This window comes from Nakamurella sp. A5-74 (assembly GCF_040438885.1).
Taxonomy (GTDB): Bacteria; Actinomycetota; Actinomycetes; order Mycobacteriales; family Nakamurellaceae; genus Nakamurella.
Map to the genome: position 1 here is coordinate 4081998 of NZ_CP159218.1, position 21955 is coordinate 4103952.

The window sequence follows — 21955 nt, forward strand, 5'->3', positions numbered from 1 at the left end:
CACCATAGCGTCAGCGCTCAAGTTACCGCCCAGTAGCATGAGGGCGACCAGATGCGAGAACGTCAGCCGCAGCCGTCCACCGAGGAGACCGATGTCCACCGCTCTGCACGTCGTCCAGCACTACCCCGCTGCACCGTCCGCCGTGATGGCGAAGTTCGCCGACCGTGCGTTCCTGGACGGCCGGCTGCAGGCCGCCGGCGGGCTGGAGCCGTCGGTCAACGAGCTCTCCGGATCCCCCGCCGAAGGTCTGATTCTCTCGATGCAGCAGTCGATCCCGGCGTCAGCGCTGCCATCGATGGTCGCCTCGTTGATTCCCGGCGACCCGGTCACGATCCGCACCGAGAAGTGGCGCGCCGAGGGCGCCGGGTTCCTTGCCGACTTCGACGTCGTGATCAAGGGTGCGCCGGCGAGCCTGAAGGGCACCATGACGCTCTCTCCTGCCGGGACGGGGAGCACCCTCACGGTCGACGGCTCCGCCAGCGTCCCGATCCCGCTGTTCGGCGGCAAGATCGAGAGCGTCATCGTCGAGCAGGTCGAGCAGCTGCTGGTGGCCGAGGAGAAGTACACCGCCGCCGCCCTCTGATCTGGTCGATGATCTGTCGGTGTCACGTCTCGTTCGCTCCTCTCGCTCGACCACCGGGGCCGCGGCGGAGGGCGACGCGCAGCCCTCTGCAGCGCCAGACGCGCCGGTGAGCCTGCGAACCGGCGCGTCCAGCGAAGCCTGCGCAGCGGCGCCCTCCGCCGCGGTCACGGGTCAGGCCTTTCCGCTGTGCGCTGATCGAGCGGGTGGGGGAATCCGGGGCGGCGGCCGTACGTTGGGGTGGGAGTACCTGAGATGCAACCCCTTGAAGGAGACTGCCCGGTGACACACCGCCCCGACGAGCTGTACGTGCTCGACGAACAGGCCGCTGAGGGCCTGCACGAGCCCGTGCTGCTGGTCGCGCTGGACGGTTACGTGGACGCCGGCAACGGCGTCGCACTGGCCATCCGTCACCTGCTCGGCAGTGGCGATCCGGACGGGCGCCCCGAACCTGCGGGCGACGTGGTCGCGACGTTCGACGTCGATGCACTGCTCGACTACCGCTCGCGGCGTCCCCCGCTGGTCTATGTCGACGGCGCGTTCACCTCCTACGCCCGGCCGCAGCTGCTGGTGCGCCGGATCCGCGACCGCGCCGGCACCGACTACCTGGTGCTCACCGGCCCGGAACCGGACCTGCACTGGGAGCGTTTCTGTGCCGATGTGGCAGACCTGGTGCAGAAGCTCGGCGTCCGCTTGACGGTCAACCTGCTCGCGATCCCGATGGCCGTTCCGCACACCCGCCCGGCCGGGATGTCCCGCCACAGCTCACGCCCGGGTCTCGTCGAGAGCAACGAGGCCTGGATGGGCACGATCAGCGTGCCCGGCCATGTGAGCGGACTGCTCGAATACCGCTTCGGCGAGCTCGGCCTGCCGGCCATCGGACTGGCTGCGCACGTCCCGCACTACCTTGCCCGCAGCGACCATCCGGTCACCGCCCAGCGGCTGCTGCAGGCACTCCAGGAGACGACCGGGTTGGCTCTGGAGGCCGATGAACTGAACAGTGCGATCGGTCAGTTCGATGCCCAGCTCGCGGTGGAGCTCTCCGGCAACGAGGAGGTGGCGCAGGTGGTCACGGCCCTGGAGCAGCAGTACGACGCCTTCATCTCCGCCAACGGTCGGAGCCTGCTTGCCCCGTCGGAGGCGATGCCCACCGCCGACGAACTCGCGGCCCAGGTCGAGAAGTTCCTCGCCGACCAGGAGTGAGCCGAGCCGGACGGTCCGGGAGCGCCTGTCGCGCGCAGTAGTCTGCGTGCGTGGCCAAGGAGACCCCGGTCCGGATCGCTCTGCCGGAACGCGAGCACGGACCGCTGCGCGCGATCCTCCTCCGGATCGTGGTGGCCCTGCTGTGCATCGTGGCGACGGCGATGATCGTCTACTTCGAGCGCGACGGATACCGCGATCTCGACCGCAGGGTCGACAGCCTGCTCGACGCGTTCTACTACGCGACCGTCACCCTCTCCACCACGGGCTACGGCGACATCACTCCGGATTCGCCCGCGGCGCGGCTGACCAACATCATCGTCATCACCCCGCTGCGGTTCCTGTTCCTCATCGTGCTGGTCGGCACGACCATCGAGGTGCTCACCGAACGCAGTCGCCAACAGTTCCGCTATGCCCGCTGGAGGAGACGCGTGAAGAAGCACACGGTGGTGATCGGGTACGGGATGAAGGGTCGCTCAGCGGTGAAGGCGCTGCTCGACCAGGGCGCCAAGGCCGAGTCGATCGTGGTCGTCGACCAGAACGGCACCATGGTCAAGGCCGCCACCGGTGACGGCTGTGTCGGCGTCGTCGGTGACGCCCGTCGCGAGGAGGTGCTGCGCCAGGCTTCGGTCGCCACCGCGGAACGGGTCATCGTGGCCGCGGATCGCGACGACACCAGCGTGCTGGTGACCCTCACCGCGCGGCGCCTCTCACCGCGCGCGACCATCGTCGCGGCCGCCAAGGAGGAACAGAACATCGGCGTGCTGCGCCAGGGTGGCGCGGACGTGGTGATCCCCACCGCTGAGTCCGCCGGCCGCCTCCTCGGACTGTCGACGATCGCGCCGCACGCCGGCGAGGTACTGGAGGATCTGCTGGAACCTGTTGCCGGACTGCAGATCTCGGAGCGGGATGTGCGTCCCGAGGACGTCGGTCTGGCACCAGCGCGACTCACCGCACAGGGCGAGATCGTGCTCACGGTGATCCGTCGCGGGGTCGCGCACCGCTTCGATTCGGGCGGTGTCAAGGTGTTCCAGCCGGGTGACCGGATCGTCGTCATCCGAGCGACCGATGCCGCCCGGGCGCAGCAGGCTGCCGACGCGGAGCGTCAGGAGCAGGGGCGGCGCGGTCGCCGGGACCGGAGCGCTCCGCGGGGCGTCGAGCCGCGGCGTGGACCGTCCCGCTATCGCGGCGACGACTCCGACGAGCCCGACGCGCAGGACGAGTCCGGGCTGGCCGATCCGGACGGCGAGTACGAGAGTGAGGCCACCGAACCCGACGGTCGGGCGGCCCGGCGCAGTCGCCGCGCGTCGCCCAGGGACGATGAGGGATGAACGACTTGGTTCTGGCCGAACGGGTGCGGCACCTGTCGGTCAAGGACGACCCGGCAGCGACCCTGCGATCGATCACCCAATTGGCCGTCGAGTCGACCGTCTGTGACCACGCGAGCGTCACCCTGATCGAGGCCGGCGGCGCCCTCTTCTCCGCCGCTGCCACCGACGAGCACGCCGAACGCGCCGATGCCCTGCAGTACGAGCTGCAGGAGGGCCCGTGCCTGACTGCCGCCGAGCGCGGCGAGCTGTACGTCATCCGCGACATGGACGACGATCCGCGGTGGCCGCGCTGGTCGCCGGCGGTGAAGGCTCAGATCGGGATCAACAGCGTACTGTCGTTGCACCTGTTCACTGCGGACCGCGCGCTGGGGGCGCTCAACCTCTACAACGACGAGCAGCGCGGCTGGTCGGAGGAGGAACTGGTGGCCTGCCGGGTGGTGGCGGCCCATGCCTCGGTCGCGCTGGCAAGACTCCGTCACGAGGAGGATCTATGGCGGGCCGTCGATGCCCGCCACCTGATCGGGATGGCCCAGGGAATCCTGATGGAGCGCCACGCGATCAACCCGGAACAGTCGTTCTCGGTGCTGCGCAGGTACTCCCAGCACAACAACACCAAGCTGGCTATCGTCGCCCGACAGGTGGTCGACCGCGGCGAACTCCCCCACGCGCAACTTCCGCCCGCGAGCTGAGACCCGGACTCAACCCGACTCGGTCCACTCCTCCCGGAGCTTCCTGGTGACATCGCGCAGGATGCGCGAGACCTGCATCTGACTGACGCCGATGGCATCACCGATCTTCGCCTGCGACAACCCGCGGAAGTACCGCAGCTCCAGCACCTTTCGATCGCGCTCGCCCAGCGAGTCCAGCATCTGGGCGACGTCGAGTCGGGACTCGACCCGCTCCAGTTCGATGTCTTCCCCGGCCAGGAACCGGTCGATGGCACCGTTGTCGGATGCCGGATCCTCCAGCGAGGTGAAACGGGCTGACTGACGGACCTGCTTGGCCTCCCGCACGGTCGCGACATCAGTGCCCATCGCAGTGGCGAGTTCGGCGTCTGCGGGTTCCCGGCCACCGACCTGGCGAAGATCGTGCTCGGCCTGGGACAGCGCGGCACGAGCCTCCTGGAGACGGCGGGGCGGCCGTACGGTCCACCAGCGATCGCGGAAGAACCGTTTGATCTCGCCGCTGATCGTCGGCACCGCGTACTGCAGGAAATCCTCGGACAGACCCGGCTTCCAGCGGTGCACGGCTTTCATCAGACCCAGCGCCGCAATCTGCTCCAGGTCGACCAGGTCGACACCCCGATTGCGATACCGCGAGGCGATCGAGCGCGCCACGGGCATCGTGAGCTCGGCGACCCGCTGCTTGATCCGGTCGGCGGCATCCTCGTCGCATCCGTCCAGATCGGCCAGCAGCACCCGCACCTGATCAGCGCGGGCGTCACGTGCCGTCTGCCGGGCGTCCTGAACGGGGTCGAGCTCCGCGACGGAACCGGAGAAGGGAGTGGTCACGTCGCCACCGGAAGGGTCACGGATGGCTTCAGCAAGAGTCATGCGTCTCCTCAGGAGAAACACCTACACGCAGAGGGCCCGCTGTTAGACCTCCTCGAGGACATCACAGGATCGGCGAAGATACAACGTATCCAGCCGTTTGATCTGGGTATGTTCACCTGCGGCTGCCACGGGCCCAGCCCCCACCTGCACCGATGACGTGTCACCAGATTGTGCTGAGAGCGCAACAACGCCCCGACCGGAGACCGATCGGGGCGCTGTCCAGGACGACCACCGGATCTCAGACCCGGTGTGCTGCTGTCACCGTCGAACGCTCGCAGTGACCCGGCCCAGCGACCTGGTCGCCACGACCGGCGTACCGGTCGGTTCGTAGGTCGAGTAGATCGTCACCGTGCCCTTGGCGGTCGGGATCACCGGGGTGACACCCCGCCCGCCCGACAGGGTCACGGTGGTGACCGTGCCGCGGATGTTGACGTGCACCTTGCCTGCCGGCACGTACGTCGAGCCCGTTCCCTTGACCGTCGAGGTGACGATCAGCCCGGAGACGACCTTGAACTTCTTCTGGTCGGCCGCGGACAACGTGACCCCGCGTGCCGAGACGGCGACGGTCGTCGTCACCAGCGCGACGCGGAATGCGAGTGCGGCCGAGACGGACGCCGACTGCGCCTCCGTGGTCGGCGTGAACTCGGCGGTGAATGACGTCGCACCCGGCAGCAGATCCGCCGGGACCCGGATCCGGGCAACGCCGGTGGAGTCCAGGCGAACGGTGCCGAACACCACGCCGTCACGCTTGAACCTGACGATCCCCACACCCGGAGCCCTCGACGACGTCGCCACGGTGGCGGTCAGCGTCTGCAAGTTCGTGGGCTGGTAGACCTGCACGGCCGAGGTCGCAGTGAGCGTCGTCGTGGTCGCCAGCACCACCGGCGGCACGGCGGTCACCGTCACCGGGAAGGTGACGGTGGTGCCCGACGGGACTGCCGTCACGGTGACGGTGTGGACCCCCGCGGTCGTTCCGGCCGGAACGGTCGCCCGGACTGCTGCCGAACCGTTGCCGACCAGCCTGGTGTCGGGGAGACCTCCGCCCGGCAGCGTGGTGGACGACACCGGTGTGCTGCCCAGCGTGACCGCGTCGAGCTTCACGTCCACCGAGGTGTTCTTGGGTGAACCGAGGCTGGTCAGGTTCAGACCACCGACGGTGAAGGACAGCTCCTGACCCGCCTCGACGGTGCTCGGCACCTGCGGCAGCGACACTGCCTGCCGCGCGAAGTCCGGGGTCAGACCCGGGTTCGCCTGCAGGAAGCTGATGAAGGCATCCCGGTCGACGAGACCGGAGTCCTGGTTGTTCGTCCCGCCCAGGAAGGCCCGGAAGTTGTCGCCGCCGGCGATCAGGAAGGAGAACGTTCCGATCCGGTAGTTCGCGGTCAGGCTGTAGGGCTTGCCGTTCACCGTGATGGAGGTGATGTGCGAGCCCTGCGGGGCAGCCGCGTCGTAGGTGTACGTGACGTTCTTGCTCAGACCCAGTTGCAGGTACGCACGGGTCGGAACGTTCCCGGCCGCGTCCAACTGCCACTGCTGCTCGAGCAACGTCTTGAACTGGGCACCGGTGAGGGTGATCGTGTTCAGGTTGTTGGCGAACGGCAGCACGCTCACGGCTTCGGAGGTGGTGATGACGCCGTCGGGTGCCTGCAGCAGATCCGCCCGCAGGCCACCGGGGTTGACGACGCCGATCTCCGCCGAGCCGTACTGCGGAGCCCTGAGCTGCTCGACCAGTGAGTCGGCGACCAGATCACCGAGCGTGGACTCGTTGGCCCGGTCGTCCCGGGTTCCGCCGACATAGGTGTCGCCCGTGCCGCCGTAGGAACCTCCGGTGAACGCGGTGGTGATGTCCGCCGCCACCGAACCGACCGGGACGTTGCCGGCCACTGCGGAACGGGCGATGGCGGCGTTGGTGATGCGCTGGACCTCGGCGACCCGCGGGTAGGAGGCCGCCAGTGTGTTGTCCGCTGCAGTGGCCCTCTTCACGTCACGCACGGTGTGCGCGGTGACAACGCCGTCGGTGACGGTCAGCGTGATCTCACCGATGAACTCGCCGTACGAGCCCGTCTGCAGGATCGGTCGGGTAGCACCGGGAACCCCGGGAACCGGGCCCTCCCACGCGTACTGCTTGTGGGTGTGGCCGGTGAAGATCGCCGCCACCTTCGGGCTGGTCTGGGTGACGATCTCGGCGAACGCGCCGCCGGCAGCGATCTCCTGTTCGATCGTCGCACCCTCGGGAGTGCCGGAACCGGCACCCTCGTGGTACTCCGCAACCAGGACGTCGGCCTCACCGTTGGCGGGGTTGCCGTCGGTCAACTGCGCAGCGACGCGGTTGACCGCGACGACCGGGTCGCCGAAGTCCAGGTCGGCGACACCCGCCGGGCTCACCAGCGTCGGGGTCTCCTGGGTGACCGCACCGATGACGCCGACCTGGAGGCCGCCGACCGTGACGATCTGGTACTCCGGCAGGGCCGGGGTGGTGGTGCCCTTGAGATAGACGTTGGCGCCCAGGTACTTCCAGTTCGCGCCGCCGAGGGGGTTGGTGGTGGCGTCGTAGGGCTGGGTGATCCGGTTCTTCAGATCGTCGAAACCTCCGTCGAACTCGTGGTTGCCCACCGCGGAGGCCTTCAGATCGAGCGCGTTGAGCACGTCGATCGTCGGCTTGTCCTTCTCGAACGACGACGCGTACACGGACGCACCGACGTTGTCACCGGCCGACAGCAGGACGGTGTTGTCCTCGCCGCCTGCTGCCCGCAGCTGCTCGATCGTGCCGGCGAACTTCACCGTGTTGGAGTCGATCCGGCCGTGGAAGTCGTTGATGTTCAGCAGCGTGATCTTGCTGGTGACCGAGGCGTTCTTGGCCTTGATCCCGACGACGACCGGATCGTGGTCGGAGGCGCCGAACGGGTTGTCCTGGTAGTACAGCGCGCCGTGGTAGTTGTACCGGCTGTACTCCGCGGTGACCGACTCGGCCGAGTTGATGTTCCAGATGTCGGCGCCGGTGGTGCGGGCCTGCATCTTGGCATTCAGCAGGGCGTGGTCGAGCGAACCCGAGCGGCCGCTGAAGGAGTAGGAGTACTTGTTCAGGCCGTAGACGTGCTCGGCATCGGAGTAACCGGCCGTGTACAGCACCTGCAGCGGATCCTCCTGCGAGTACGAGTTGTAGTCGCCGACCGAGATCACCGCGTCGTCAGCGGTGTTGATCGAGTCGATCCAGGTGTTGAGCGCGGTCGCCTGCTTCACCCGGGACGCGTTGGACGCACCCTGGCCGTCGCCCTGGTCGGCGTCGTCACCCGAGCCGGAGCCCTTGGACTTGAAGTGGTTGACCACCAACAGGAACGGGTCGGTGTCGGTGCCCACCGGCAGGAACTTCTGCGCGATCGGCTCACGGGCGTTGTCGAACGCCTGACCCGCAGCGCTCTGGGTGCCGAGCGCACGGGACGCGCCGACCGGAGTCACCTTGGCGGGCTGGTAGATGATCGCGTTGTTGATGACGTCCATCTCCGACGTCGGCGGCAGATCGGTCGAGGACGGGACGAACGCCCAGGTACCCGCTGCGGTCTTGGCGTTGAGCGCGTCGACCAGTGCACTGACCGTGGCGTCCTTGGCCTCGCCGAGGACGGCCGAGTTCTCGATCTCCATCAGCCCGGCGACGTTGGCGCCGGACCCGACGATCGCATCGACGATCTTGGCCCGCTGACGGTTGAAGCTCGCGGTGTCCCAGGCACCGCGCGGACCGTTGCCCGGGCAGGTGTTGACGGTGATCGGGTTGCCGGCACGGTCCTTGTACGAGGTGCACGTGGGGACGACGTCCACACCCAGCTTCGTGAAGAAGTTCAGCACGTTGAACGAGGCGACCTTGACGTCGGCATCGCCGATCTTGGCCGCATCGGGTGCGTTCGTGCGGGTGTTCGTCCAGGTCGCCGGGTAGGTGGCAGCGTTGCCGCCGACCGCCTGCCCCCGGGGCTGGAAACGGTAGCTGGGCGCCGACGTCGAGCCGCCCTGGGAGAAGATCACCGGCTGGGTGAACGTGACGGCTGCACCGACCCGCGGCGCGATCGCCGTCGGGTCGTCGGCTGCAGCGAGGTACGGCGGGACCTTGCTGGAGTCGGCCGCCGACAGGAAGTTCGTCGACGCGCCGTCGTCCAGCACGATGCCCCGAGCGGCGTTGTCGGCCACCGCCGCGTCGTACTCGGCAGTCTTCGGCTTCGCGATCTCGGTCGGCTGGATCAGCGGCTTGGTGCCGGTGGCCAGGCCGAGCTCGCCGTAGTTGTTCGTCGAGAAGTTGTTGGTGATCGTGTAGCTGCCGGACGGCGCGTAGAGCATCCCCTCGAGGGTCTCGCGCTGCGCGTCCGTCGTCGGCAGGGTGGCCGTGGCCGGGGTCGGAGCCGCGACGGTGTCGTTCAGCACGGTCAGGCCGCCCGCGGCAACGTTCACCTGGGTCTGGCCGGCGTACTCGCCGACGATGCCGGTGACCTCGACATGCTGGCCGATCGCGGCGCTGCCGACGGTCGCCGCGGAGAAGACGAAGACCGCATCGGAGCCGGTGTGGGTGGCGAAGTCGATCGCGCCGCCGGTGCCGGGGGTCTGGATGACGTAGCCGTTGAAGCCGCCCGTCGGGTAGGCCGCGGTCACGACGCCGTCGGTGGTGACGTTGGTGCCGACCAGCGTGGAGGCCGGGCCGGTGCCCTGGATCTCCTGGATGGTCTTGGCGACCGCAGCGGGAGGATCGACCGGGGGAACGACGGCGCCGGTGGCGGCCTTCGGGGTGGGGGTACCTGCGAGGAAGTCCGCGGCGTTGTCAGCGGTGTTGACGACCGCGGCGTTGCGCGCGACGGAGGTGGTGTTGGACGGAGCGGGAGCGGAGGCCGACCCCGTGAAGTCGTTGGTGGAACCTGCACCAACGAAATCGATCACCGCCGCAGCGCCGTCGCAGTCCCCGCCACAGGAGAGGGCCACCTGGTTGTTGACCAGGGCAATCTTGAACGACGTCGCGCCCAAGGCCAGCGATCCGGTGGCGTCCGGAGTCGGCAGGTTGGTCGTGCCGCCGGCACCTGCCGCTTCCTGGATCAGGTAGTAGGCACCCGGCGCGATGGATCCGGTGAGGTTCGTTCGGCCAGACGGCGTATTCGCCCAGGTGGTGGCGTTGGCGCTGGCGTACTGAACGGACCAGGTGCTCAGATCGACGGGAGTCGCGCCCTTGTTGTAGAGCTCAACGAAGTCGTTCTTGAGAGTGGCGCCGGAGTTGCCCCCGCCGCCGTACACCTCGCTGATCACCACCTGGGCGTCAGCACTGACCGCGGCCTGCGCCACCGCGGGAACCGCGAGCACACCCCCGGTTCCGAGAGCGATGGCACTCAACGCGGCGATCGAGCGCCGCGTCCACGATTTCTGCACTACGCACACCACTTTCTCCGGCCCGGCGGTCTGCCGGGCGTCACAGGGGGAAATCCCAGCCGTCCTCGCGCGCCCACCGGCACGCCTCGTGGGCGACCGGAAGCCGTGCGGCGACAACGGGATCAGTGTGGAAGGTCGGACCGACAACGAGGCCACGACGACATGAACTTCCGGTGTGCAGCCCACCAGCCGTCAGCGATTGACACAACGTCTGACGGACAGCATCACCCGTTCGCTGCGCACCTCTTCAGCTGGAGGTGCGGATCTCACTCGGTGGCACAGGCTGGCTCGTCGCAGAACGCTCAGCGCAATGCCCGGGTCACGTTCGGGCAGACGAGGGCGGGCCGCCGCTCCCCGGCATGGAGAGTGCGACGGCCCGCGGCGCGTACTGAGGTGCGGCGCGTACTGAGGTGCGCTGTGGAACGAGCCCTGCGATCAGCGAACGGTGATCGACGCCCGTCCCGTCGAACGCACCCACCAGTCGACGCTCGGCTGGTTCCGATCGAATGCACCATCCGTCCGGAGCAATGCGGACAGGGCGCTGTCACTCCAGAGGGGTCTCCGACCACCTGATCGGGCGGCAGGGTGACGCAGTCGCGCGTCGCGGGTGATCAGCGAACGGTGATCGAGGCCCAGCCCGTCGAGCGGACCCACCAATCGACGCTGGGTCGATAGGTCGCAGCGATCCTCATGGCGCCGGCTGGGGTCGGCACCAGTGCGGTCTTCGCACGACCGTTCACCAGCTCCAGCGTGGTGACCTTGCCATCGACCGTCAGGGCCACCGCCCCGGGCGCGACGGTCCGGGTGCCGCGCCCCACCACCTGCACCGACACCGAGACCGCGCTGCGGACCTGGTACTTCTTCTGGTCCGCGGCCGAGAGTGACTGCTGCCGCAACGTCACCTTCGTGACCGTGCTGGCGCGTGCCACGGTGAACTTGACGGGGTCCGAGGTGATGGTCGTCCGGGCCGGACCCTTCGGGATGAACGTGGCCGTGAACTCGGCTCGACCGAGCGGCAGGTTCGACGGGATCGGCAGGACCGTGAGGTCGTAGGGATCCGCCGCGATCCTGCGGATCAGCACGTCGTGATCGCGGATCTCCAGGGTGCCCGGCGAGGTCGGCCCTCCGTCCTGATCGAGGTCGGCCGCATCCCGATAGATGTTGACCTGGACGCCGATCAGGGCGGGGTCCACCGCCCGGAACACCTGCGAGGTAGCCGAGGTCACGAGGTACACCTCGGTTCTCGGCGCCCACTGGGCATACATGGTCACGTTCGCCGTCGGAGTCACCGTGGCCCCGGGGAGGTAGCTCGTGCCGGTCCCGTCTCCGCGGGTGTTCCACTCCACGAAGGCGTACCCCTCGCGGGCGAACGAGTTCTCGGAGATCCGGGCCGCTGCTCCGACCTCCACCCACTGGTCCGCGGGTGCGGGCCCGGCACCATGGTTGCCCTCGTACGAGATCAGGTACAGCTCCGCGGCCGACCGGGAGGCAGGGGTCGCCGACGAGGGGGCGGCAAAGACGCTCGGCGCTGCCGCGGCGGCGGGGAGCGCGGTGAGCACTGCGAGACCGGCGACAGCCAGGCCACGCCGCACGACCGAGGCCCGTCGCGATCCAGCAGCGGGACGATCCTCGCTGGAGTCGGATGCCGAGCCCGCCTGAGAACCGTGCACCATCTGTGTCTCCCCGTCGCCGGCGGTGACCGACTGGTCACCTGTACGTCGACCAGCACAACACGTTCATCCGTCCGGGGCAACGCAAACTCGCAGTTGTCACTCCTAGGCGGGTCGAGATGCCCGAAAGAGGAAGTTTCTTTGCTCGATCACCGGTGCTTCCGGTGGTCGAGCGACCGGTCAGCGAGGAGCTGCAGCAAAGGCTGCCATCTCGGCGTGCAGGGAAGGTCCGGCCGCCAGCCAGCCGCGCTCGTGCCCGGTCGGCGCGAAGTGCGTCATCAGCCCGCCGGCTTCCTGCACGATCAGACCACCGGCCGCGTGGTCCCAGTGGTTGATGCCTTCCTCGAAATAGCCGTCGACCGCTCCGGCGGCCACCGCGCACAGGTCGAGCGCAGCGCCGCCGAACCGGCGGATGTCGCGGATGCGCGGCAACAGGGCGGCCACGAACTCTCCCTGCAGCGCACGGCGACCCGCGTCGTAGCCGAATCCGGTCGCAAGCAGTGCACGATCCAGCGGAACCGGATCGGACACCCGCAGGGAGGTGGTCCCGGAGGGGTCGAGTCGGGTCGCCCCGCCACCGCGGACGGCGGAGAACAGTCGGTCGGCAACGGGGTCGAGGACCACCCCGACCAGGCCGCCCTGTGCGTCCTCGCAGGCAACGCTGACCGAGAAGTTCGCCAGCTGGTAGAGGTAGTTCACGGTCCCGTCGAGCGGGTCCACCACCCAGGTCAGGCCCGAGGTACCCGACCGGTCGGTCCCCTCCTCGCCGATCATCGCGTCATCCGGTCGGGCAGTGGTGATGAGGTCCGACAGCAGCTGCTCAGCGGCCTTGTCGGCGTCCGAAACCGGGTCTGTCGCAGTCGATTTGGTCTCGAGCCCCTCGATGTGCCCGTACCGGCGCATCAGCTCCGCGCCTGCCGCCCGGGCAGCCCGCACAGCGAGTGCCAACAACTCATCCGGCTCGTCCGACACCGTCGCGGTGGACGGGCCGGTACCGGGATCGGGGTTCATGGCCCCATCCTCGCAGCCGACCGGGCCCATGACGCCGCCGGTCTCATCCCGCTGGCGCGGGTGCGGTGCTCATTCGACGAACGAGCCGAGACCCCGCCGGTCAGGACGGGATCTCGACTCGCTCGTTCCTCGCTCGCTCGATCAGCGATGAAGCCCGGCTGTCAGGCGCGGACCCTGACCGCGGCGGACTCCGCGGAGACCGACACCGCGTTCGGCGCATGAGCGCTCACCACGACCGTCAGCCTCGTGCCGACGTCCACACCGCGCAGCTGGTAGGTCTGCGTGACGGCGCCCTTGATGTCCTTACCGTTGCGCTGCCACTGGTAGCTGAACGTCTTCACGCCACCGGTCCAGATCCCGGTGAGGGCCGTGACCGCCGACCCCTTCACGGGGGTCCCGGCGATCCGCGGAGCACCCGTCGAGGCGAGCACCGGGGACTCGGTCAGCGTGACGTCGCCTGCCTGGACGAAGAAGACCCGGTGTGCGATGGCGACCTCGTAGTAGACGAGCTGACCCTTCAGATCCGTGCGCTGGTCGGCGCCCAGACCGTCGTACTGGGTGGCGTAGTAGTAGTCGGTGACGACCGTCCTGTCGAGCACGGCGTACTGCTGTCCCGGCTTGAGGGTGTACTCCAGCGGCGACAGCTTCTGCACCGGAATGCTGGTGCCGGTGTAGGCAGCAGGCTCCGGGTAGGCGCGACCGTAGACCGGAGCGGTGGTCGCTCCGCTCTTCACGCTGACGGTGGCGGTCGGTGTCCGCACCAGCACCGGCTTGGCCGCAGTGTTCTTGACCCACGCGAACTCTCCCGCCCAGGCCACCTTCACCCAGTCACCGGAGATCGCCGCGACCACCAGCTTGTTGCCGGCCTGCGCCTTCGCCGACACGTCGCTCACCACGGTGCTGCCGGCCGAACCGTCCGGCTTCCAGCCGACGTCCTTCGCCAGCGGCGCGGTGTCCGACGCAGCCTGGCGCAGCTCGACGTAGTTGGTGCCAACGCCCGCCACGCAGTCCGGGGACGGCGGCGACTGTTGCTTGCACTGCGTCACGATGTTCGGGTTGTCGGAGTACCCCGGCTTGACCGTGACCACGTCACCGACCGAGAGCTGCGTGGTGGCGTCAGCAGTTCCGGCGATCGGCGCACCGAGCAGGTCGAAGTAGTGCTCCCAGTTCCAGTAGGGGCCCGGATCCCAGTGCACCGACTTGGTCGATCCGAGCACGGTGCCCGGAATCTGGTCGTGGCCGATGATGTGGGCCGGATCCAACGGGATGTCGTACTTCTCGGCCAGGTACTTCACCAGCGTGGCCGACTTGGCGTACATCGCCTCGGTGAACCAGCCGTTGCTCCCGGCATACCCCTCGTGCTCGATGCCGATCGAGTGCATGTTCACGAACCAGTTGCCGGCGTGGTAGCCGACATCCTTGGGGTCCAGATGTTGGGCGATGTGCCCGTCGCTGGAGCGGACCGTGTAGTTCCAGGACACGTACGTCGGGTCCTGCACCAGCTTCAGGGTGGTGTCGTAGGAGGTCTCGGTGTCGTGGATGACGATGTAGTCGATCTTCGGGCCACCGGCACCGGTGCGGTCGCCGAGATCGTGGTTGCCGTAGTCTTCGGTGTTGTCCGGCAGCGAGGCATCCCCCTTCTCGTACGGCGCGGGGATCCAGTCGCAGCCCAGGTTCTTCGGGCAGTCGGTGCGGTAGTTGGACGCCACGGTTATCTGCTTCGCCTGCGGCACGGCGTCCAGTTCGACGCGCTGACCCGAGGCGGTCGTCCGGCTCGCGCCGGAGCGCATCCGGTCGAACACCTGCTGCGCGAGCTCGGTGTTGGACTCGACCCCACCGCCGTAGCGGGTGACGGCACCGACCCAGTTGTTCACGTCCTTCGCCTGCGCGCCGGACGGACCGTAGGAGGCGAGAACCGCTGCGCCACCACAGATGTTGGCGGCCGGAACCGACTTGACGGCCAGCAGCGACAGACCCGTCAGCTGCGCGGCGATGCGAGCGGTGTCGGCGGACTGCGGCTTCTTGCCCGCGGTGCCGTCACCCTTGCCGTCACCGTCCAGCTCCACCCCGAGACCTGTGAGGTCGGTGAGGTTCATCAACCCGTAGCCGCCGTCGTTGCTGGCAACGGAGCCGTGATCGTCCCAGCGTGACTGGAGGTACGAGACGGACTTGAGCAGAGCCTCCGGAACACCGGCAGCCTGCGCAGAGCGGGCGAAGGCCTGCTCCAGCGTGATGCCCGGGGCCGTGCTCCAGGAGCAGTTGACGATCGAGCCGACCGGGGCAACAGCGGGCTGCTGCGCTGCGGTGGCCTGGCCGGTGACGGCCGCGGTGGCGAGCAGTCCGAATCCAACGGCGGCGCTGACCGCTGCACGTCGGCTCGGGACTGCACGTCGGGAGGATCTGATTCCCATGTGTGTCACCTCGAACGAGAGTGTGGCCTTGCGGCCCTGACCGGTGAAGCGTGTCACAAATGTGCACCTCCGGCCAGATGTGCGCTCGAAATTAACACCGGTGACACGAGATACGTCCCGCAAGATCTGCGGAGCCCCGGTTGCCTCCGGTCACGATCGGCCGTTCGGGCGACAGCGACCCACCGTCATCCGCACCTAGATTGGTCGTCATGGACCTTCGCATCTTCACCGAGCCCCAGCAGGGCGCGTCGTTCGCGACCTTGCTCGCCGCCGCCCGGGCGACCAGGGACGCCGGTTTCTCGGCTTTCTTCCGGTCCGACCACCTGTTGGCCATGGGCGACGGCGGTCCGGGGTCGGGTGCGCCAGGTCCGTCCGAATCATTCGTCACCCTCGGCGCGATCGCTGCCCTGGTCCCGGACATCCGACTGGGCACCCTGGTCACCTCCGCGACGTTCCGGCACCCGTCGATGCTGGCGATGGCCGCGGCGAACGTCGACGAGATCTCCGGCGGACGCCTCGAACTCGGGATCGGCTCCGGCTGGTTCGAGGCGGAGCACCGCGCCTACGGCATCGACTTCGGTGCGTCCTTCGGTCAGCGTTTCGACCGGCTCACCGAGCAGCTGCAGATCATCACCGGCCTGTGGGACACCCCGGTCGGCGGCACCTTCTCCCACACGGGACACCACTTCACCCTCACCGACTCGCCCGGCCTGCCCAAGCCGGCGCAGATCGGGCGCACCGGGACGCCGCGCACCCCGATCATCATGGGGGGCACCGGTCCGAAGCGGACACCGGCGCTTGCCGCTCGTTTCGCCGACGAGTTCAACGTACCCTTCGGTGATCGCGAAACCGTTGTCCGGCAACGAGATCGGGTGATCAGGGCCTGCGAGGCGATCGACCGCGACCCGGCGACGATGACGTTCTCGCTCGCCCAGACGATGTTCCTGGGCCGTGACGACGCGCAGGTCGCCCGCCGCATCGAGGCAACTGGACGCGATCCGCGGGACCCGGGCGCCGCCGGTCTCGCCGGGACCCCGGAGCAGGTCCGCGAGCAGCTCGCCGCCGTGGCGGAGCTGGGCATCGACCGGTACTACCTGCAGGTGCTGGACCTGGCCGATCTCGAACACATCGCGTTCGCCGGTGCCGAACTGCTCTGAGCGTTCAGGCGGCCGGGCACACATCGACTTGGACCACCGCCCACCTGCTGGGACACTGGGAGCATGACGCAGGCCGCCGAGACGCTCATCCGGGTGGGTACCCCGCGCCCGGACACGGCGAAGGCCGCGCCCATGACGATCGGTCGCTACCAGGTCTGGCCACCGGTCGAGCTCGCACCGATGGCCGGCATCACCAATCGCAGCTACCGCAAGCTCTGCCGGGAACACGGTGCCGGGCTGTACGTCTGCGAGATGATCACCACCCGCGCGCTGGTCGAGGGCAATCCGAAGACACTCGACATGATCCGCTTCGGACCGGAGGAGTACCCGCGGTCGGTGCAGTTCTACGGGGTAGACCCCGAGACCGTCGAGAAGGCCGTCCGCAAGGTGGTGGACGAGGACCTCGCCGACCACATCGATCTCAACTTCGGCTGCCCCGTCCCCAAGGTCACCCGGCGCGGTGGCGGGGCCGCACTTCCCTACAAGCGCAGGCTCTTCGAGGCGATCGTGAGCCGCGCAGTGGCGGCGGCAGCGCCGGCGGACATCCCGGTGACGGTCAAGATGCGCATCGGCATCGACCCCGACCACGTCACCTATCTGGAGGCCGGCCGGATCGCCGAACAGGCCGGTGCGGCCGCCGTCGCGCTGCACGGACGCACCGCGATGCAACACTACTCGGGCACCGCCGACTGGGATGCGATCGCGAACCTCAAGCGCAGCGTCACCAGCATTCCGGTGCTGGGCAATGGCGACATCTTCTCGGCCCAGGACGCGCTGGACATGATGGCGCACACCGGATGTGACGGAGTGGTGGTCGGTCGCGGCTGCCAGGGGCGGCCGTGGCTGTTCGCCGATCTGGCCGCCGCGTTCGACGGTCGCCCGCTGCCGGAATCACCGACGCTCGGTGAGGTCGGCAGGATGATCCGTCGGCACGCCGAACTGTTGATCGAGGAGCACGGCGCTCAGCGCGGCATCCGCGACCTGCGCAAGCACATCACCTGGTACTTCAAGGGTTTCCCGGTCGGCTCGCTGGTCCGGCTGGATCTCGGGATGGTCGACAGCCTCGCGGACCTGGACGCGCTGATCGCCCAGCTGGACCCGAACCGACGGTTCCCGGAGGGAGCCGAAGGTCCCCGCGGCCGACAGGGGTCACCGCAGAGGTCGGTCCATCTTCCGCACGGCTGGCTGGACGATCCCGACGAGCTCGCCGTCCCCGAGGACGCCGAACTCGAATCCAGTGGCGGCTGACGGACAGTCCCCGTCGGGGCCTGCGCAGCGACCCACCGGCGGCGAGGACGACGACGCCTGGCGTCCCGAATGGGACCCGCAGCGGGTGACCGGCGCCGGCCCCTCCGACGTCCTCGACCGTCGACCCGGGCGCCGAGGTCCGTCGCCGACGGGCATCGTGTCCTGGCTCATGGTGCTCGCGCTCGTCATCGTTGCTGCCGTGCTGCTGCTGGGCAGGGGTGATGACGGCACCTCGACCGATGGCGGTCCGTCCACCGGGGCGAGCGGTCCCGGCCCGACAACGAGCGGGGTGCTTCGCCCGGATCCGGCTGCCCTCGCGGCCGCCAGACAGGTGTTCGACCAGGTCAATGCCGAGGCCGGCGGCTCACCGGCACGCCAGCGCGGCGTGCTGGAGCGGGTGGTGGATCCGGCGCAGGAGGCGAACCAGCGAGGCTGCGCGGCGGCGGTCACCACCGTCCGGCTGGTTCCGGCCTGGTCAGCGGTGCGGGTCGCGTCGGACGGGCACCTGATCGTTCCGTCGCTGGTGCGGGTCTTCACCGGAACGCGGATCACCGGAACGGATGTCGCGATCATCGATGTCACCATCACTGCAGGTCAGGCCGGTCTTCCCGCGCTCTGTGTGAGTTGATGACGCACCGAGCGCCAGGTGGTTCCTGCCGACTCCTGGCACGACCACGCAGAGTATCCGTACCATCGCTGACGGGTGCTGTTCCATGCAGCGTCATTCCGGCGTGAGCCGGACCGGGCAGCCGCCCGATCCATCGCCGGATGCCATCGGTGATGGCCAGCACGCTGATCGGCCAGGCACCAGTTGCCCGCCCGGTCACCACCAGGGGCCCACCCCCGTCAGCGAAGAGGGAAGGCCAGCAGTGACGGAGCCGCCGCGTCCCACCGATCCGGGCACCGGCTCCGACGGCTCGGCCCCCTGGGAGCGTCCCCGCCGCTGGGGTGATCGCGGTCTCGATTCCACCAGGGTCGATGACCTGCTGGCCAAGCTGGGCACGAACGGCGACGAGGTCACCGGCCGGCGCAGTCGCCGCCGGCAGGCACAATCCGAGCCGGCATCTCCGGACCGGTCCGACTACCCGACCGAGGAAGTCGGCCCGATCTCGGCCGGCGACCTGATCGCAGCGCTCGGCGAAACGTCGACGGTCGAGACGTCCGGCGCGACACCGCAGGAGCAGCCCGAGCACCAGCAGGCCGTCGGCGACCCAGCCACCTCCGACCCGGCTGACCTGCCCACTCCCGCAGCCGTCGGGACGCAGTCCGCGCCGGAAGCGGCGGTGCGGGCAGATCCCACTCCGGCAGATCCCACTCCGGCAGATCCGAGCCCGGCAGATCCGAGCCCGACGGAGCAGTTCCCGACGGAGCAGTTCTCGACGGAGCAGCTCCCGGTGGAGCAGCGGGTCGAGCGCCCGCCCACACTGGCCCTCCAGCCGCCGAACCGATCGATCCCCGCCGCTACGGCGTCTCCGGTGACCGACGACCCGGACGATCGGTTCGCGGTGGCACCGCTCGGCGATTCCGGACCGGCGATGTACCGGGCGCAGGACGCAGTCGACCAGGGCATCGACCCGGCAGCGATCGTTCGCGACGTCCAGGAACACGACACGTCGGTCGCGCCCGTCGAGCAGGCGTCCGACCACCCGGCGGACGACACCCCCACCATCGCCCTGCCGCAGTATTACGATGACGTCGCCGCAATCCGCGCCTCGCTGCTCGGCGCCCAGCCGGGCGCAGCTGGTGCGATGGCCGGTGGGCCCCCGATGCCGCCGCGTGGTCCAAACCGGTCGGTCCGCTCCGGGGGCGGCGACGGGGAGGACGACCGACGGAGCAACCGCGGCTTCCTGGTCGCCGGACGCTCGATCATCGCCGCGATCGCCGTCATCGTCCTGCTGTACAGCGGCTACCAGTGGCGCAACTTCGAAGCTGCGGACGCGGGTCTCGCGCGGAACCGCGACGTCGACATCACCCTGCCGTCGAACACCGCACCGAACGCGCCGACCAACACCCGGCCGACGACGGTGGTCAACTCCCAGGGCGTGAAGACCGTGATGTACCCGCCGGAGAACATCCTGCTGCTCGGCTCCGACAGCAGGGCCGGTGACAACGGCAATTCCGGCAACAGCGACGCGAGCACCGAGGACTCGGCGAACAGTGACACGATCATGATCGCCCACATCTCCGGCGACCGGCAGACCGTCAGCATCATCAGCTTCCCGCGCTATCTGGACATCGCCGCGCCCACCTGCAAGACGTGGGACTTCAAGACCCGCAAGCTTTCCAACCACACCCAGCCGGTGACGAAAACCTCGCGCTGGCGGATCAGCAACGCCTACGCCGTCGGCGGACCGGCGTGTGCGGTCGCCGCCGTCACCAAGGCGACCGGCATCCACATCGACCGGGTCATCGACATCGACTTCTCCGGCTTCCAGGCGATGGTCGATGCGCTCGACGGCGTCACGGTCAACGTCTGTCGGCCGATCATCGACGCCGAACTCCACACGGTGGTCGAATCCGGTGGCGTGCAGGTGATCCACGGCGTGCAGGCGCTCAACCTGGTCCGGGCCCGAAAGGTCGAGGGTGACTCCAGCGGGACCGACGGCCGGATGCGTCGTCAGCAGGTGGTGCTGTCGGCGATGCTGCGTCAGCTCACCAGCGCCGGCACGCTGCTGAACCCGGTGGAGCTGAACGCGTTCCTGACGGCCTTCTTCAACAACACGCACACCGTCAACGTCACCCTCGACTCGTTGATCCTGATCGCCAAGCAGCTCGGCAACCTGGAACCCGGCAAGGTGAACTTCTACTCGATCCCGCACCACCCTTCGCCCACCAAGGAGGACTGGGACGAATTGGATCCGAGTGCCGATGCCATCTTCGCTGCCATCCGCGCCGACGAGCGGCTGCCGGCCTTCACCACCAAGGACACCGATACCGGCGACACCGGCGCGAGCAGCAGCTCGCCGTCGTCCAGGTCGCCGTCCAGCACCTCGGCCGCCAGCACCCGCACCAGTGCGAGCTCCTCGAGGGCAACCCCGACGAGCACCACCAGCGCCGCTCCGCAGACGCTCACGGTCGACCCCGCGCAGGTCGACCTGCAGGTGGTCAACGAGACCGGGCGGGTGGGGGTGGCCGGCGTTGCGATGGAGGCGCTGAACGCGGGTGGCTTCCAGATCACCGCGGACGACCTGCTGAGGCCGGACGAGGTCACCGTCGCCACCACCGTCGAGTACTCGGCCGCCAACAGGGACGCGGCCCTGATGGTCGCCGCATCGGTACCGAACTCCCGTCTCGTCGCGGTCGACGGGTTGGGCAAGCGGGTGCGACTGGTGCTGGGCAGCTCGTTCAACGGGACCATCAGTCCCGCCGCTGTGGGAGATCCGGTGCCGGAGCCGTTCCGCACCACACCGGCCGCGCCGAGCACCACACCGACCAGCATCGCTCCCAGCACTCCGAAATCGGCGGGCGCAGCGACGAGTCGGAGCACCGCGCCCAGCACGACGCCGACGACTGCCGCGATCGACACCTCGAACGTGCAGGCCGTGAACGCCGGGGACGCCACCTGCGCGTGAGCTGCCGGGGCCGACCGCCCTGATCTACGCGAGTGTTCGCCTGCTGCCGGCGCCGCGTTAACGGCGCGTTCACGCAGCGCTGCGGTGATCCGACCCTGCGGGATCTAGGCTGGTCGCATGCGTCAGGCCTATCAGATCCAACTCGCCGATCTCGGCGAGCACGGTGCCCGCATGTGCGAGGTCACTGCCCAAGCGATGCGGGGCGCCTCGACCGCGTTGATGGACGCCAACCTCGCGTTGGCCGAGGACGTCATCGCGATGGACGTCAGGCTCGACGAGATGCGTGCCAGCGCGGAGGAGTCCGCGCTCGAGCTGCTCGCCCTGCAGGCTCCGGTCGCCTCGGACCTGCGCGCCGTCGTCTCGGCCCTGTGGGTCGTGGCGGACCTGCAGCGGATGGGAACCCTGGCGATCCACATCGCGAAGGCGGCCCGTCGCCGGCACCCGAAGAACGTGCTGCCCAGCGAGATCCGGCCGGTCTTCGAGCGGATGTCGTCGGTGGCGCTGCACCTGGCCGGCCGCACCTCGCAGGTCCTGCTGACCCGGGACCTCGACGTCGCGAAGGGCATGGAGTCCGAGGACGACTTGATGGACGACCTGCACCGGCAGATGTTCGCCGCGCTGATGAACCCCGCGTGGTCGCACGGCGTCCCGGCTGCCGTGGACATCGCCCTGCTGGGCCGCTTCTACGAGCGCTACGCCGACCACGCCGTCGCCGTCGCCCGTCGCATCGTCTTCCTGGTGACGGGTGACAACGTCGGCGGCGACACCACCATCCCGCTCGCCGCCCCCGACTGACACCCGCTCGGAACCGTCCGGCCTACCATCTGC

Annotated in this window: 14 protein-coding genes; 9 read left to right on the forward strand and 5 right to left on the reverse strand. The window is 68.8% G+C overall.

Features of this window, described 5'->3' with window-relative positions; translation table 11 throughout:
- The first annotated feature begins 91 nt into the window (after positions 1-91).
- The 4 genes from ABLG96_RS18730 (at position 92) to ABLG96_RS18745 (ending at position 3800) form a co-directional block, all read left to right on the forward strand.
- A complete protein-coding gene (locus ABLG96_RS18730; RefSeq protein WP_353648831.1) occupies positions 92-583 on the forward strand; it encodes a DUF2505 domain-containing protein in 492 nt (163 codons plus the stop codon).
- Positions 584-862: 279 nt separating this feature from the next.
- Complete coding sequence (locus ABLG96_RS18735) at positions 863-1783, forward strand: PAC2 family protein (RefSeq protein WP_353648832.1); 921 nt, start codon at positions 863-865, stop codon at positions 1781-1783.
- A 50-nt stretch (positions 1784-1833) separates the two neighbouring features.
- Positions 1834-3111, forward strand: coding sequence for a potassium channel family protein (locus ABLG96_RS18740; RefSeq protein WP_353648833.1), 1278 nt, complete (start codon positions 1834-1836; stop codon positions 3109-3111).
- The gene (locus ABLG96_RS18745; protein WP_353648834.1) at positions 3108-3800 is read left to right on the forward strand and encodes a GAF and ANTAR domain-containing protein; all 693 of its coding nucleotides are present in this window, start codon (positions 3108-3110) and stop codon (positions 3798-3800) included. The genes ABLG96_RS18740 and ABLG96_RS18745 overlap by 4 nt, the downstream gene beginning before the upstream one ends.
- Positions 3801-3809: 9 nt before the next feature.
- Here the strand turns inward: ABLG96_RS18745 and ABLG96_RS18750 are convergent, their stop codons facing one another.
- The 5 genes from ABLG96_RS18750 to ABLG96_RS18770 form a co-directional block, all read right to left on the reverse strand.
- A complete protein-coding gene (locus ABLG96_RS18750) occupies positions 3810-4664 on the reverse strand; it encodes a sigma-70 family RNA polymerase sigma factor (protein ID WP_353648835.1) in 855 nt (284 codons plus the stop codon).
- A 258-nt stretch (positions 4665-4922) separates the two neighbouring features.
- Entirely contained in the window at positions 4923-10022 is a 5100-nt protein-coding gene (locus tag ABLG96_RS18755; RefSeq protein WP_353648836.1) for an ExeM/NucH family extracellular endonuclease, read from the reverse strand.
- Between the two features lie 647 nt (positions 10023-10669).
- Positions 10670-11731 carry an InlB B-repeat-containing protein gene (locus ABLG96_RS18760; protein WP_353648837.1) on the reverse strand — a complete coding sequence of 354 codons (1062 nt, stop codon included), beginning with the start codon at positions 11729-11731 and terminating at the stop codon, positions 10670-10672.
- 177 nt (positions 11732-11908) lie between these two features.
- Entirely contained in the window at positions 11909-12739 is an 831-nt protein-coding gene (locus ABLG96_RS18765) for an inositol monophosphatase family protein (protein ID WP_353648838.1), read from the reverse strand.
- A 161-nt stretch (positions 12740-12900) separates the two neighbouring features.
- Positions 12901-15150: a peptidoglycan recognition family protein gene (locus ABLG96_RS18770; protein ID WP_353648839.1), complete on the reverse strand. Its 2250-nt coding sequence runs from the start codon at positions 15148-15150 to the stop codon at positions 12901-12903.
- Positions 15151-15359: 209 nt separating this feature from the next.
- Between ABLG96_RS18770 and ABLG96_RS18775 the strand changes: the two genes are divergently transcribed.
- The 5 genes from ABLG96_RS18775 to phoU all read left to right on the forward strand — a co-directional run bounded on the left by ABLG96_RS18775 (position 15360) and on the right by phoU (position 21922).
- On the forward strand, positions 15360-16307 hold the full coding sequence (locus ABLG96_RS18775) for a TIGR03560 family F420-dependent LLM class oxidoreductase (protein WP_353648840.1): 948 nt from the start codon (positions 15360-15362) through the stop codon (positions 16305-16307).
- Between the two features lie 132 nt (positions 16308-16439).
- Positions 16440-17555 carry a tRNA dihydrouridine synthase DusB gene (dusB, locus tag ABLG96_RS18780; protein ID WP_353651584.1) on the forward strand — a complete coding sequence of 372 codons (1116 nt, stop codon included), beginning with the start codon at positions 16440-16442 and terminating at the stop codon, positions 17553-17555.
- Complete coding sequence (locus tag ABLG96_RS18785; RefSeq protein ID WP_353648841.1) at positions 17545-18183, forward strand: hypothetical protein; 639 nt, start codon at positions 17545-17547, stop codon at positions 18181-18183. Before dusB ends, ABLG96_RS18785 begins: the two co-directional genes overlap by 11 nt.
- A 241-nt stretch (positions 18184-18424) precedes the next feature.
- Positions 18425-21127 (forward strand): LCP family protein, encoded by a 2703-nt coding sequence (locus ABLG96_RS18790; RefSeq protein ID WP_353648842.1) that lies wholly within the window; start codon positions 18425-18427, stop codon positions 21125-21127.
- A gap of 117 nt (positions 21128-21244) precedes the next feature.
- A complete protein-coding gene (gene phoU / locus ABLG96_RS18795) occupies positions 21245-21922 on the forward strand; it encodes a phosphate signaling complex protein PhoU (RefSeq protein WP_353648843.1) in 678 nt (225 codons plus the stop codon).
- Positions 21923-21955 lie beyond the last annotated feature (33 nt).